13 protein-coding genes are annotated in these 14,044 nt (G+C 32.5%); 4 read left to right on the top strand and 9 right to left on the bottom strand.

The annotated features are described in order from the left end of the window. The first annotated feature begins 122 nt into the window (after nt 1-122). Together ACRBBL_RS14115 and ACRBBL_RS14110 are read left to right on the top strand one after the other, a co-directional pair. Entirely contained in the window at nt 123-965 is an 843-nt protein-coding gene (locus tag ACRBBL_RS14115; protein WP_431369713.1) for a helix-turn-helix domain-containing protein, read from the top strand. 81 nt (nt 966-1,046) lie between these two features. Then, a complete protein-coding gene (locus tag ACRBBL_RS14110; RefSeq protein WP_431369712.1) occupies nt 1,047-1,280 on the top strand; it encodes a hexameric tyrosine-coordinated heme protein in 234 nt (77 codons plus the stop codon). A gap of 167 nt (nt 1,281-1,447) precedes the next feature. Here ACRBBL_RS14110 and ACRBBL_RS14105 read toward each other — a convergent pair whose 3' ends face one another. From ACRBBL_RS14105 to ACRBBL_RS14080, 6 genes are all read right to left on the bottom strand, one after another. Continuing rightward, nucleotides 1,448-1,660 (bottom strand): hypothetical protein, encoded by a 213-nt coding sequence (locus ACRBBL_RS14105; protein ID WP_431369711.1) that lies wholly within the window; start codon nt 1,658-1,660, stop codon nt 1,448-1,450. A 144-nt stretch (nt 1,661-1,804) separates the two neighbouring features. Further along, nucleotides 1,805-2,854, bottom strand: a complete 1,050-nt coding sequence (locus ACRBBL_RS14100; RefSeq protein ID WP_431369710.1) for a flavin monoamine oxidase family protein — start codon at nt 2,852-2,854, stop codon at nt 1,805-1,807. Further along, a complete protein-coding gene (locus tag ACRBBL_RS14095) occupies nt 2,854-3,159 on the bottom strand; it encodes a carboxymuconolactone decarboxylase family protein (RefSeq protein ID WP_431369709.1) in 306 nt (101 codons plus the stop codon). Before ACRBBL_RS14095 ends, ACRBBL_RS14100 begins: the two co-directional genes overlap by 1 nt. Nucleotides 3,160-3,231: 72 nt before the next feature. Continuing rightward, nucleotides 3,232-3,993 (bottom strand): SDR family NAD(P)-dependent oxidoreductase, encoded by a 762-nt coding sequence (locus ACRBBL_RS14090; protein ID WP_431369708.1) that lies wholly within the window; start codon nt 3,991-3,993, stop codon nt 3,232-3,234. A gap of 65 nt (nt 3,994-4,058) precedes the next feature. After that, the gene (locus ACRBBL_RS14085) at nt 4,059-4,622 is read right to left on the bottom strand and encodes a TetR/AcrR family transcriptional regulator (RefSeq protein WP_431369707.1); all 564 of its coding nucleotides are present in this window, start codon (nt 4,620-4,622) and stop codon (nt 4,059-4,061) included. A 129-nt stretch (nt 4,623-4,751) separates the two neighbouring features. Continuing rightward, nucleotides 4,752-6,158 (bottom strand): MBL fold metallo-hydrolase, encoded by a 1,407-nt coding sequence (locus ACRBBL_RS14080; protein WP_431369706.1) that lies wholly within the window; start codon nt 6,156-6,158, stop codon nt 4,752-4,754. 158 nt (nt 6,159-6,316) lie between these two features. On the opposite strand from ACRBBL_RS14080, the gene ACRBBL_RS14075 reads away from it, so the two are divergent. After that, the gene (locus tag ACRBBL_RS14075; protein ID WP_431369705.1) at nt 6,317-8,023 is read left to right on the top strand and encodes a hypothetical protein; all 1,707 of its coding nucleotides are present in this window, start codon (nt 6,317-6,319) and stop codon (nt 8,021-8,023) included. Nucleotides 8,024-9,503: 1,480 nt separating this feature from the next. Here ACRBBL_RS14075 and ACRBBL_RS14070 read toward each other — a convergent pair. The 3 genes from ACRBBL_RS14070 to ACRBBL_RS14060 all read right to left on the bottom strand — a co-directional run bounded on the left by ACRBBL_RS14070 (nt 9,504) and on the right by ACRBBL_RS14060 (nt 13,167). Then, on the bottom strand, nt 9,504-10,994 hold the full coding sequence (locus tag ACRBBL_RS14070; protein WP_431369704.1) for a hypothetical protein: 1,491 nt from the start codon (nt 10,992-10,994) through the stop codon (nt 9,504-9,506). A 207-nt stretch (nt 10,995-11,201) separates the two neighbouring features. Next, nucleotides 11,202-11,708: an endonuclease V gene (locus ACRBBL_RS14065; RefSeq protein WP_431369703.1), complete on the bottom strand. Its 507-nt coding sequence runs from the start codon at nt 11,706-11,708 to the stop codon at nt 11,202-11,204. A gap of 127 nt (nt 11,709-11,835) precedes the next feature. Next, nucleotides 11,836-13,167, bottom strand: coding sequence for an alkaline phosphatase D family protein (locus ACRBBL_RS14060; RefSeq protein WP_431369702.1), 1,332 nt, complete (start codon nt 13,165-13,167; stop codon nt 11,836-11,838). Between the two features lie 101 nt (nt 13,168-13,268). Between ACRBBL_RS14060 and ACRBBL_RS14055 the strand changes: the two genes are divergently transcribed. Continuing rightward, the gene (locus tag ACRBBL_RS14055) at nt 13,269-13,745 is read left to right on the top strand and encodes an STM3941 family protein (RefSeq protein ID WP_431369701.1); all 477 of its coding nucleotides are present in this window, start codon (nt 13,269-13,271) and stop codon (nt 13,743-13,745) included. The last annotated feature ends 299 nt before the right edge of the window (nt 13,746-14,044 follow it).

The following is a 14,044-nucleotide window of genomic DNA, read 5'->3' as shown; positions in this document are numbered from 1 at the left end:
ACACAAAATAATATAATAAAAAANNTATATAGTTAAGTTTCTATTTGTATATAGATGAAAACGATTGAAAAAAAAGGTATATATCCATAAATAAAATACATTTGTATAACAGCTAGTTACAAATGACACATACGCTTTACAATAAGAAAAACGAAAAAATACTCACAGTACTTTCTGTAGCTTCTGACACATTTTCAACACTGTTTGAAAACCCAAATTTCTATGGCGTATTCTTTTTAAAGAAAGCAAACGGAATACTGAAAATTGATGCACAAGAAATCACAATTTCTAACGATCATATTTTATTTTACTATCCATATCAAAAAATAAAACTGCAAGCTGATTTTGAAGGCGTGTTCATTCAATTTCATCCTGATTTTTTCTGTATAGACATTCATGCAAAAGACATAGGTTGTCAAGGATTATTGTTTAATAATTTTATGAATGATACTGTATTACGTTGTTCTCGAAATGAATTCGACGATTTATCTACTTTCTACGAAAACATTCAATCAGAATTATCAAAAAAAGAAATTGGACAACTAGACATGGTATCAAGTCAACTAAAAATGTTTCTAATAAAAGCAGTTCGCTATAAAAAAGGAAAACAAGAAATCGAATCCATCAAGAAAGAAAACATTCATTATCAAATTGAGAAACTGATAGATGAATACTATATCAAAGAATCTTCGGCAGAATTTTATGCAAAAAAAATTGAAGTGTCAATCTCTACTTTCAACCGACTCTGTAAAAAATATTTCCAAAATAGTTTTGTAACGCTACTCAATCTAAAACGTATTGCTAGCGCAAAAAATAAGTTATTCTTAACGAATGTATCTATCAAAGACATTGCTTATGAAGTTGGCTATAACGATCCTTTATATTTCAGTAGAGTTTTTAAAAAGCATACCAATATCTCTCCAAAAGAATTCCGCAAACAACTGAAAAATAACAGACTGATTTAATTGTCCATGTTTTGGTTCAATTGTCCTTAAGTGGCATATAGCTTCGCTATTACATTTGTTTTAAATAAAAAAAACATCAATATGGAACAAAAAGAAATATGGCTTCATAGTCTACAAACTGAAACGCCACAAGAAGGATACGAACTCGCAATAAAGCTCTCAAGAATGGGCGTAAAATCAACACAACCTGACATGGAAGTACTGAAAAAATTACGACCAGAATATGCAAATAATGCAACAGGTCTTACCATGGCTTCTCATGTAATTGCCGTTAACTTTCAAACGGTTTCTGCTGCAAATAATTACTGGAAATAGCAACATAGAAAATACACCTTTTGAGATTGTAATCAGTTTATCTTTTTTGCGATATCAAAAACAAAAGCACAACAACTAAAAGAAGGACAAGATGATACTGAACCTATAAAAGAAAAGTTTGATAAAGGAAGTCCTCGTGTAGGAAGTGATGTGATTTTCGAATTCAATTACGATTCAGTTATTGGACATATACAAATTCGATACACCCAGCTCACAGATTCTGGATCATAACAAACTCCTTGACTACCATTACAACAATCTGTTCCTCCTTGACAAGGAGATTCACATGTTTCAGCAGGTACAGAACCTCCTTTTAAAGAAGTAAGTTTAGAAATTGACTTCTTACTTAGCTTTAAACTTTTTAAATTTTGTTTTTTCATAATACACGTATTATTAGGTTGATAGCGCTAAATATAGTTTTTAAAAAGCTTCATGGTATCGTACATTTTGTAGTATTTTACTAAGATAAACTCACAACAGACATGAATTTCAAAACCAATATAAAATACAGTACGTTTTTAAAATTATAGTGTAGACGTAATTTTCTCCGCAGCTTTCAAACCACTAAACACAGCTCCATCCATATAACCACCGTGAATAGGCGAGGTTTCTGCTCCAGAAAACAGTAATTTTCCGTTGGCATAATATTCCTGAAACTTCGGATTCCCATAACGCGGACTCATATAAATAGACTTAATATCGCTTGAAGCCGTAAAACAATCTTGAGACCAATCTTTCTCTTCATACGTGATAAAATCTAAAACCTCATCACCTAAATATTTTTGCAAATAGGCTAAAATTTTGGCTTTTCGTTCCTCGGCAGATACATCGCGCAAAGCTTCGTTTACAAATCCCATTAACGCAAAAGACTTCTCTTCAATACAACAATGATCGTACAATTCGGTCACGCAACCAATCTGACCAATAACAGTTCCAGACAACCCTTTTGCTTTCCAAAAAGGAGTTTTAAAGGTTAGACCAACTTTTATTGCATTGCTCATCCACGTATGCGTCATATTCATATCATGGACTAAACCTTCAGGTAATTCGGGTAAAAATTTGATGTGTGTAGCTATCCTTGGCGGAATAGTTACAATTACTTTATCTGCGTGATAAGTGCCATTATTTGTAGAGATTTCTAGTTGATTTTCTACTTCTTCAATACTAGAAACGATAGTATTGGTGTGAATTTTTTCAGGAAAAAAAGATGCCATTTTTTCCATAAGAGCAGAAGATCCACCAGCAATTCGAAATGCTGATGGATAACTAGGATCATTTTCAAAATAATGCGCAGGTGCCATTGAGTTATAAACCAAAACACTCTTCCCATCACTAAACTGATGAAACTTATCGGTAGCCACTTCTTCCAAAAGAGCATACAAATTTTCATGATGCTGTTGAAACCAAGTCGCTCCAAAATCAACCTGATCTTGCGTTAAAATACGACCACCAATACGATCTCTTGCTTCTAAAATTAATACATCTGTTTCTCCTTTTTGGTGCAATTTATAAGCGGTTGTTAAACCAGATAAACCTGCGCCAATAATAATATAAGTAGCTTTCTTTTGTGTCATTAGTGTTCCATTAAATGTGTTCCGTGTACTACGGCTGCGCCAGCTCGTAAAGCTGCAGAAATAAAGGTGACTTCTGCAAGTTCTTCCTGTGTTGCACCAGCTTCTATTGCATGTTTTTTATGAATCTCTAAGCAATATGGACATTGTGTGGTCAAAGCTACGGCAATTGCCATTAATTCTTTATATTTTTTAGGAATTACTCCATCACCAAGAGCTGCTTGATCTAAAGTTTGAAAAGCCTTCATAGCAGCAGGCGCATTTTTTCCTAAAGTGCCTAACTGCTTTAAATTTTTCATATCGTACATAAATTCTTCTTTTAAAGGATTAAAAAGGCAAAGTCAAGAAACCTTGCCTTATAAATAGTTGATATCTAATTTTTAATTTCTTCCAGACATTACACCGCCATCAGTATCCCAAATAGCGCCTGTAACCCAAGAAGCTTTATCAGACAATAAATACGAAATAGTATCAGCTACATCTTGTGCTTTTCCATTACGTCCAATTGGGTGAAAACCATGGAAGTTTTGTAATGCGTTGTGCGCTTCTTGTTTTCCTCCAAAAACACTTTCATATACAGGCGTTTCAACAACTGCAGGCGAAACGGCATTCACACGAATCTTATGATCTGCCAACTCCATTGCTAAATGTTGCGTTAATGAATGTAAACCTGCTTTTTGCATTGAATACGCTGAAGAAGGCGTCGCTTTTACAGCTTGTTTTGCCCACATAGAACCTACGTTTACAATAGCTCCACCTTGTGTTGTACTCATTTTTTTAGCTGCTGCTTGTGTTATAAAGAAAAAACCTCTATTTAAATCTTGATACGAATCATAATCAGAAACCGTATGGTCTAAAAAAGGTTTAGGACCAAAAATACCAGAAGCATTTACTAGATAATCCAAATTGTCTAATCCGTTAATTTTTTCATTCAATGCGTCAACTTGTGCAGCGTTCGTAATATCTACTTGATGTGTGTGTAAATTTCCAGAAGCATCATTTTTAAATGCCTCTAATTTTGTAGCGTTTGTTCCAACTGCGTGTACCTCAACACCTTCGTTTAATAAATTTTGTGCAGTTGCTCTTCCAATTCCACTTGATCCTCCAATTACTAAGGCTACTTTTTTTCCTACTTCTTTCATTTTATTTGTTTTTGTTTAATTTATAAATGAACAGACAAGTCTGTCTTTAATTATGTAAATTTTTTTTACAATATGATTTGTGAACATAAATTTTTAGCTTCTTTAATAGGCCAATTTAGTTGATGCAAATGACTTTCGCCAACGGCACTTTCATAAAGTAAATATATTTGTCTAGAAATTGATTTGATTCTTGCTTCTTCAAGAATGTCTAAATTATTTGTAACGAGTGTTGCTATCAATTGAATGAAATTATTCTTTTGAGTTTGTATCTCATCTCTAATTCTTTGATTATCAATTGGAATTTCAGAAACTGTTTTAATACACCAACAACCATTAAAATCTTTATCCTGAAAAAATAATTCAAGAAAGTCAAAAACTGCAAGTATCTGCGTTTCTCCTTTTGGTTTAGAAGTCGTAAATGCTTCAATATCCTTAATAAAGGTTGTATTCTTGAATCGAAGGTATGCAAGACAAATATCTTCTTTAGACTTAAAATGATTGTAAAGTGTTGCTTTGGCTATTCCGGCTTCTGAAATAATTTCGTTTATTCCAGTAGAGTTATATCCGTTCTTATAAAATAAGAATGAAGCAGTTTCAATGATTCTATTTTTTACTTCTGAATGTTTCACAGGGCAAATATATACAAAAAATTAAAAACAGACAAGTCTGTCTGTTTTTGCTTTAAAAACTACATATTACTTTATACTATTACTAAAGTATATGTGTTTTAAAATTACAAAACGTAGTAATTCTTTAGGTTAAAGTGTAGAAGGACATACAAACTCTGTTAACGGAATATCTGTTGTTTTAATAGCTGCAAATCCGCCAGCAACATCAGTTACTTTATGAAAACCACGTGCTTTCAATATAGAAGCAGCAATAACAGAACGATATCCGCCAGCACAATGAATATGATATGCTTTATTTGCGTCAATCTCGTTCATGTTTTTATCAATATAATCTAGCGCAAAGTGTTGTGCATCTTCAATATGTTTTGCCTTGTATTCGCCATCTTTACGAACATCAAGTACATTCAGCTTGTTTTTCTTTATACGATTTGAAAACTCTTCTGCTGAGATAGAATTAATGCGAGCCGTTTCTTTTCCGGCAGCTTTCCATGCTTTCATTCCACCTTCTAAAAACCCTAATGTATTGTCGTAACCAACTCTTGAAAGTCGTGTAATAGCTTCTGCAGATTTTCCTTCAGGAACTATTAGTACAATGGGTTGTTGTAAATCTTTGATCAATGCACCAACCCAAGGAGCAAAACTACCGTCAAGTCCAATAAAAATACTATTTGGAATATGTTCTCCCAAAAAGTCTTTTCGGTTACGTACATCTAACATCAATGCATTTTCTTCATTAACGAGTGTTTCAAACCTTTCTGGAGTTAAGGCAATATTTCCTTTTTCCAAAACAGTTTCAAAAGCCGCATATCCAACTTTATTTAAAAGTGCGTTTTTAGCAAAATATTGAGGTGGTGGCGCAATACCATCTAAAACTTCTTTGATAAACTCTTCTTTTGTCATATTTGCGCGCAACGCATAATTGGTTTGCTTTTGCTCGCCTAAAAGTCCAACAGTTTCTTTACTTAAATTCTTTCCACAAGCAGAACCTGCACCATGTGCTGGATATACAATGATATCATCTGCCAAAGGCATAATTTTTGTACGAAGCGAATCATACAACATACCTGCTAAATCTTCTTTTGTTAAATCGGACTTAATTGCTAAATCTGGTCGTCCAACATCACCTAAAAATAGCGTATCGCCAGAAAAAATAGCATGTTCTTTTCCGTTTTCATCAATCAATAAATACGTAGAAGATTCCAGCGTATGACCAGGTGTGTGCAATACTTTTATTTTGATATTTCCAATAGAAAATACTTCATTGTCTTTTGCACTATGCATATCATAATCGGTTGTTGCATTTGGACCAAAAACTATAGTTGCACCAGTTGCTTTTGCCAAATCTAAATGACCTGACACAAAGTCTGCATGAAAATGTGTTTCAAAAACATACTTGATTTTCACATCATTAGCCTTTGCTTTCTCAATATATGTTTTTGTTTCTCGTAATGGATCAATTATTGCAGCTTCACCATTAGACTCTATGTAATATGCACCTTGTGCTAAACAGCCTGTATATATTTGTTCAATCTTCATTCTTATGATTTTACGATGTACAAATATAACAAACATTATGATTGTAAATGTTTTGTACGTGTTGTATTTATTTGTTAAAAATTATATACAGATTGCTATTTGTATTACAATAAAAAGAGTGCTAAAACGCTATATTTATCCAGAAATTACTTTGAAATATGCCTACAAAAAAGTTTAAAATATGTATTACAATGGCTGGCGCTGTTTCTGCGGGAGCCTACACTGCTGGCGTTATTGATTACTTGTTAGAATCATTGCACTTATGGGAAAAAACCAAAGAGCGCAATAAAACTTTAGGTAAAAATCACCCTGAATATGATGATTCTATTCCGATGCATGATGTAGAATTGGAAGTGTTAAGTGGCGCTTCGGCTGGAGGAATTACAGGAACTTTAACAGTATTGAGTTTGCTTGATAAAGATCATCGGTTTGTAAACAAAGACAATCCAAAAGGTGAAAATAATGTGTTTTATAAGTCTTGGGTAAAAATGGCAGATACAGATACAGAAACCTCTTTAATGAAGTTGTTGAATGTAGATGATTTGAAAGCAGGTGAATATCCTGAATCGTTGCTAAATACAGCACCAATAGATACAATTGCAGATAACGCACTAAAAACAAACGATCATGTTGCGTTTCCTAAATATGTTTCTAAAAGTTTAGATTTGGTTTTAACAACCACCAATTTGCGTGGATTGAATTTTAATATTGATTTTAAAGACAGCGAAAGCGTTATTACCAATCATGGAGGATTTTTTCGTTATAAAATCGCAAATGAAGAGCATAATGCAGGTATTCCAAAAGATGATGATTCTTTATATTTTGTGTTAGATTTAAAAGATTCAGCGCACGTAAATTATTTGAAAAATGCTACGTTAAGTACTTCTGCTTTTCCTATTGGATTGAAATCAAGAGAAATAACAATTGCGCATGAATATGTAGCGCGATATCCTAAATATTTATTTGATAGGAGTGAAGGTATTCGTGTCGATTTGAAGACGGATGATGAATACAAATTTAATTCGGTTGATGGTGGATTGATAAACAATGAACCTTTTGGAATTTGTATGAAAGTGCTCATTGAAAAAAATAAAACAATTCGCGAAGACGATAATTATGCCATTATAATGGTAGACCCTTTTCCAAATCAAGATCATGATTTAGATCCGTATGATAGCAAACGCGATATCATTTCTATAGCCAAAGGAATGTTTAAAGCTTTGCGAAATCAAGTAATGTTTAATCAAGATGGAATTTTGGAAGCATTATCATTAAGCAATCGAACCAAATTTTTGGTAGAACCAAAACGTAAGCGCGAAACAACAAACGGATGGATTCGTGCTAAAAAAGATTTGGCTTCTGCGCCTTTAAGTGGTTTTGGAGGTTTTTTGGATGAATCGTTCCGTGAACATGATTTTCATTTAGGAAGAAAAAATTGTCAATCGTTTTTACGTTATTATTTCGCGGTAGAAAATAAAAATATTGTCAAACGATTTGGCTCACAAGTTACGGCAGCCGCTAAAAATCGTTTTTCATATAGTGATAAAGACGATTTAAATAAAGTGCCTACTTACTTTCCAATTATTCCAGACATGCGTGCATTGCATATCATCAATAAAGAATATGATACAAAAAACTATGGTGAAGATGCAAATTTAGCATATCCATCATATCCAAAATTCAATATGGAAGCTTTTGATAAGGCATATAAAAAACCTATTAAAAAGAGAATTCGTGCCATCGTAAAATCGCTCACTAAAAGTGGTTTTTATAGCTTTGCTTTTCGAGTATTGGGACAACGAAAAACGTATCGGATTGTTCGAAATGCAATCAAAGATGGACTGGAAGAAAGTGAACTTTTATAATGTATAGTTTTAACAAAAACAGACTATATTTTTCACTAAAAGGATTCAAAACTGCCATCACAAAAGTCATCTTATAATATGTAAATTTCAAATTTTTGATACAATTTCACTAATAATTTGAGAAAAAAAGAGGTTTCTATAAAATTCATTTTTAAGACTACAATTCCGTGAAATACGAGTTTTTATTTGTTGTAAGTCAGGCGGTTAGTTATTTCTTTATATGCACGTAATTTATAAATTGCGGGTACAATTTCTTTTATGATACAAGTACTTTGTCTAAGTTTACCGTAGGTTTTTTAGGTTATTTATTCTTCAATAAAAAATTATAGACTTAAAATTATAAGTCCGCTTAGAAGAATATATTTCTTATGCAAAAGGAGTGTTGGGGGACACTCCTTTTTTGTTTTTTCTACTCAAAACTTAACGCTCACATTTATTTTTTAACGCTCACACAATAATTTAGAGCTTGTATGACAAGTTTTACTACATTAGAATCAAGTTTCAATGAGTATTTTATTGAGGTTTATTATTCTACAAATAGAAAGGAGCGTTGGGGAATGCTCCTTTCGCTTTTGGTAACAATTCAATCTAAAGCTACAGAATATTCTTTTTTGACTTTTAAAACAAGCGACAAGTATTTTTATAAGCATTTATGAAATCCGTTTATTTTAGTTTATAATTTTGGAGAACGTTCTTGACTACATAACTTATTATTAAATAAATCTTAGGATGCATATTATGATGTCGTAGATGGCTTGAAAATATTTAACTTGCTGATTATCTGATTGGAAGTGCGAGAAAAAAGCATTGATCGTCATAATAATGTCATTCGTCTACACTATAAGTATGTCTGATCGACTTTTGGAAGTGTATGTATGCGTTCCCTGTATATTTGACTTAAATATTTAGTATTACGATAATTACAATCTGGTAAATTGTAAAATATAAAGAACTTTTTTGTGCCCCCTAAAAGTTCTTTTTTTTTGGACTATTTTTAACTTTCTTTATCTTCATTGTTAGTTTAACGACATATTACGACCATTTATCTACATATAATTAGGTATTCATCGACTTTATATAAGACAAAATGAATACTAAACTATATTAGCGTCAGTATTATTAAGTATTGAAGTGTTAACAATCTGATAAATTGTTTTAAAATAAAAAAAGAATCCTTTGCCCTAAGGATTCTTTTTTTATTTACGACATTTTTTAAATTATTCGTTTTACTGAAAATCAGGTTGGTAATCGAATAAAAAATACTATTCATCTACAGAAATAAACTTATTGATCGACTTTGTAATTATTTTGATATTTATCCGACTATATTTATATCATAATATTTAGTATTACGGTATTGACAATCTGATAAATTGTATAAAATATAAAAAGAGAATCCTTTGCCCTAAGGATTCTCTTTTTGTTTGGAGCATTCTCGATAAAACTAAATACTGATATTTTTCTTTCTAAAATTTAAGTATTATTCCTTTTTCTTATTAAAAAATGTGTCTTGAAAATCTTGTGCTTTCATTTGATTTATTTCATCTTTTGTAGCACCTTTTTGATGTTCTAGATATCCGTTAAATACGTGACTTATATACAAAGGAGATTTAAACTGAGGCTGTCCTTTTTTTGTAAAACTTTGTGCACTGTGGCATGAAAAACAGTTTGCTAAGTTACTAGCATTAATACTAGATAAGCTAGGCATAAATGTTTGTGTATATGTTTCCATTGAAATATTAGCAGAGTTTAACGAACCTCTAGCTGATGAACCTGGAGTAGCAGCTCCAATACCAGTACCTAGAGTATTTATCAACGCAGTTTGTTCTGTAGGAGTTAATCCATCTGTATTAAGCCAAATAGAACCTGTGTATGCATAATTATTCCAAACGTCATCTAATTTTCCTGCAACGCAATCATCAATTGCCTTAATATTATGATAGTTTTTTGGTTCAGTCTGACTTGTTTTCATGAAGTTAGTTTTAGGATTACTCCCAGAAATTCTTGGTACACCATATTCAAAAAGGGTATATGCCTGACTTTCTAAAGTAGGAGCAGCACCTTGATACGGCCATTGAATTCCATCAATAGTTGAAACGCTTCCCTTTTTAAATAATAATTTATCAGTATCAGCACTTGCAGTCCCTTTGGTCCAATCGAAAGCTGGAGCTAAATTGTTATGTTCAAAAGTTGCCCAAATAAATTCAGGGTGATTTTCAACAACTCCTACAACGTGCATTCCTAAAAGTGCCACTTCTGTAGTAGCTCCGTCAATATTAGCATTCGTTGTATAGTAATTAGTTAAATCTGCTTGTGGAATTGCAGTTGTTGGAATCCATGATGTTTTTAGCTCGAACGATCCTACAGGAAAAGCTTGAGCATTATTATGCTCTAAGGTACCATCTGCTAGTTGTGAAGCATAATTTATAGCTGCCTCATTCATTGTGTCATTCATATAAATAGCATAATAAACCGTTTCTGAGTTTCCTTTATTAAAGTTAGGATTTGATCTTAAAATTCCTAATGAACCTGCTTGCTGTTCTTCCGTTATAGAAAGTGCTACGGTTGCTCCACTAGGAATCGTTACAGGATTCATAAATGGATCTACCTGCTTAATACTTGCATCTCTTAAAAATAGTGGGGTTTTGTTACTGTCTGGTACTGTTAACCATAAGAATTTTTGCCATGACCATTGGTGAAAAATACAGTTTGTTGTTTCACTAGCAGCAAACGGACTATTGCTTCCTTCTGCAGGAGCTGGTGTTTGTGTGTGTGGAAACCAATCGGATTCACAAGCACAAGTATCTCCAACTGTATCAGCTTCTGCTAAGTCATAATTAACTTGCGCTTTGGCTTTAGTTTTTGTTGTTTCAGTGCCTTTTTTTGCATCTTCTTTCTTTTTTTCTTCACAAGAATTTAGAAATAAGATAGCTACGCATAGCAATGCAGTAGTTTTTAATAAAGTCTTCATTTTAGTTAGGTGTTAATTTGGTTGGTATTATGGTCTTTTAATTATTATTCAAATTTCATGAAAAAAGTATGAATGGCATAGCGTATAAATACTCGATTTTATGACTTGAACTCTAATTGTTAGCCAAAAAGTTAAGTAAAAAGGAGTTAAGAAGAAATATAAATAGTTTTATAACTAATTGATTTACAGTTTTGAATGCGTTTTTTGTTATTCCATTTCTGTTCGTGAGTGAGAGTCGACTAGCTTTAAAATTGTTGGCATGCGATATTCTCCATGAAACAATTTAATTTTTTCGAGTACAGTTTCTTTGTCAATTCCAATGCAGGATACATACAATGGACTTTCACTTGTACCACGTTTGATTGGAGTTGCTACTTTTTCTGTATGAATAAATGATTTTTTTGCAATACCAATAATGGGAACTTTTTTGTCTAATGCTTCCCAAACATAACCGCCTAAACCATATTTTTTATCATTATGTACAAATACATGACCGTCCACAATAATAGCTTCTAGTGAATCTAACTGTACTTGTTCTAGTACTTTTAGAATACAAGGCAATTCTCTTTTGTAAAACTCTCCAGAAACATAAGGTGCTACTTCTGTAATAATAGCTGTATATACATGTTGCGGAGTCTCGTCTGCCCAATTAAATACGACACAAACGGCTTTCGCATAAGTTTCTTTATAATGAATGTCAATAGCGGCTATCATGAGGTAAAGCTATAAAATTTGTAAAAGAAAACCGCTAAGTTTTGTTAGCGGTTTTTTGAATTATTTTTTATTCTGAAGATTGCACAATTAATTCTTTGTAAAAATTTAAGAACGATTGCGTTGAAAGTTACTTCTTCATTCTCGGATATCGTAAATCATTGGCTTTAATTTCGTAATCAAAGGCTTTGTTTCCGTCAGAATCGTAAATTGTTAATACCAATACGCGTTCTCTTCGTTTTCCTGTTACTTCCATAATTCCGAAGTTACGCTTATAAAACGTTTTGTCTTTTACTTGAAATGTATTGCCTTCATCTCTTGGAGCATGTGTTCCGGCTGTTAGTGGAGAACAAGTAATATCGATTAGCGGATATGCATCTTTGCGCTCCAATTTTGAAATTTCGGTATGATGTCTGTCACCACTAATAAAAAATACACCTTCAATTTTGGCATCATGTATACGTTTTAACAATTCGGCTTTCTCTGTTGGATATGTAGCATAATTTTCAAACTTAGCCACATCGCTAATTACTTGTCCACCATTAATCACAACTTTAAAAGTAGCCCTGCTTTTTGTCAAAGCATCAATCAACCAATCGAGTTGTTGTTTTCCTAAATAGGCTTTGTCCTGGTTTGGATCTCTGTTTGGTGCTCTGTGATACCGATCGTCCAACATAAAAAACTCAACATCATTCCAAGCAAAATGTTGCGTTACACCACCATTTCCAGCAGCATTCGTGTTTAAATTCCCCCAATAATCATTAAAAGTCTGTTCGGCAATCTTTTTATTTACATAACTTCTATCAGCATCATTTGGTCCGTAATCATGATCGTCCCAAGTAGCATAATTGTGAACGCTTCCTAGTAAAGCTTGCATTTCCTTGGTAGCACGTGTATGTCTGTAGCGATGACGAATTCCAGTATTGGTCATAAAATCAGGGGTACGCAAATACATATTATCGCCAACCCATAACATTAAATCTGGGTCTTTTTGCAGGATAGAATTAAAAATCTGATATTTATCGCCATACGGTTTTGGGCGATCGTCTTTTGCTTCATTGATAAAACTACACGAACCCAATGCTATTTTAAAATTTGGCGGATCGGTTCGAAATTGCCACAACGTTTGCGTTTGGAATTCTAACTTATAATCTCGCGGAACGTAGACATCATTAATGTATAATTTATACGTATATGTTTTGCCGTAGGCTACTTCATTTGGAGTTAGCTTTGCAATCAAATCGCCAGCTTTGGTCGTTTGAACAGTTTCTGTAAACTTTTCAGTTTCATTTTTTGCAAAATACCCTATTTTCACTTCAGCGGGCTCTATTGTTTGTACCCAAATTAGCGCTTCTCTAAAATCAGAATATCCAACCATCGGACCCGATTGTAAAAGGTTTTTTTGCGCAAAACTCACAAATACACATACAAAGCAAAGAAGTATCGTAAAATTCTTTTTCATAAATATCATTTCTATTTAATTACAAATTTCAGCATAAAATTACGCAACTAGTTTAATTTTAGGTTACAAATTAGATATATTTAATCACTGAATCGTTAATTATGCAAACTCCGTTACTTTTTTACAGAAATTCAAAACACAGAAAGAAGCAATTATTTTTTTCAGTGTTTATTATTTTAATTTCTGTTAGTGCAATACTTTTTTGGTCTTCTCTGTTTGTATATATCTTTTTCGGATTGTTCACTTTCGTGGGATGTTACTTATTAAACCTATATACTAAAAACAAACCATCTGTTATGGTAAGCAATCAAGGAATTACAACTGCTGCTAATGGAGTAGGAATGATTTCTTGGGAATTTATAGATGGATTTGCAATAAAAGACGGAATTAATTTTAAAGCATTGGTTATTCTATTGAACGATCATGAAGCATTTTTTAAAGACAAAAACAATATTGTAAAAAACTTGATGAAGTCAAATTTACATCGTTTTGGAAGTCCAGCAATTATTCCTTCAACTGAGTTTCATTTACCTTTACCTGAGGCTATTGACATGATTGAAAACTATAGAAAAAGTTAGTTAACTTTCTAAGTCAATTTAATCTTTAGCTTTTCATCAAAAAAAGACTAATCATTACAAAAATGATAATTCCCGCTATAGCGGTTAAAAAACCTGATATAAATCCTTTTAAATAAAGTAATTTCTTTTGATTCATAACTTTCCATTTAAAATTAAAAAATAGTATCATAGCTTTGTTTTAAAGCAATAGTTCATAAAAAAAGGCAAAGTGGTACATGTCATATATACCACTTTGCCAGCCTAAAAATAATGATAGGTTCCCCTAACCTAAAAAACTTGAGAGATAACACATTTTGCAA

Source organism: Kordia sp., from assembly GCF_050633145.1.
GTDB lineage: Bacteria > Bacteroidota > Bacteroidia > Flavobacteriales > Flavobacteriaceae > Kordia.
Note: the sequence above shows the minus strand (reverse complement) of the source record. Positions and strands in the feature narration are given on the sequence as shown.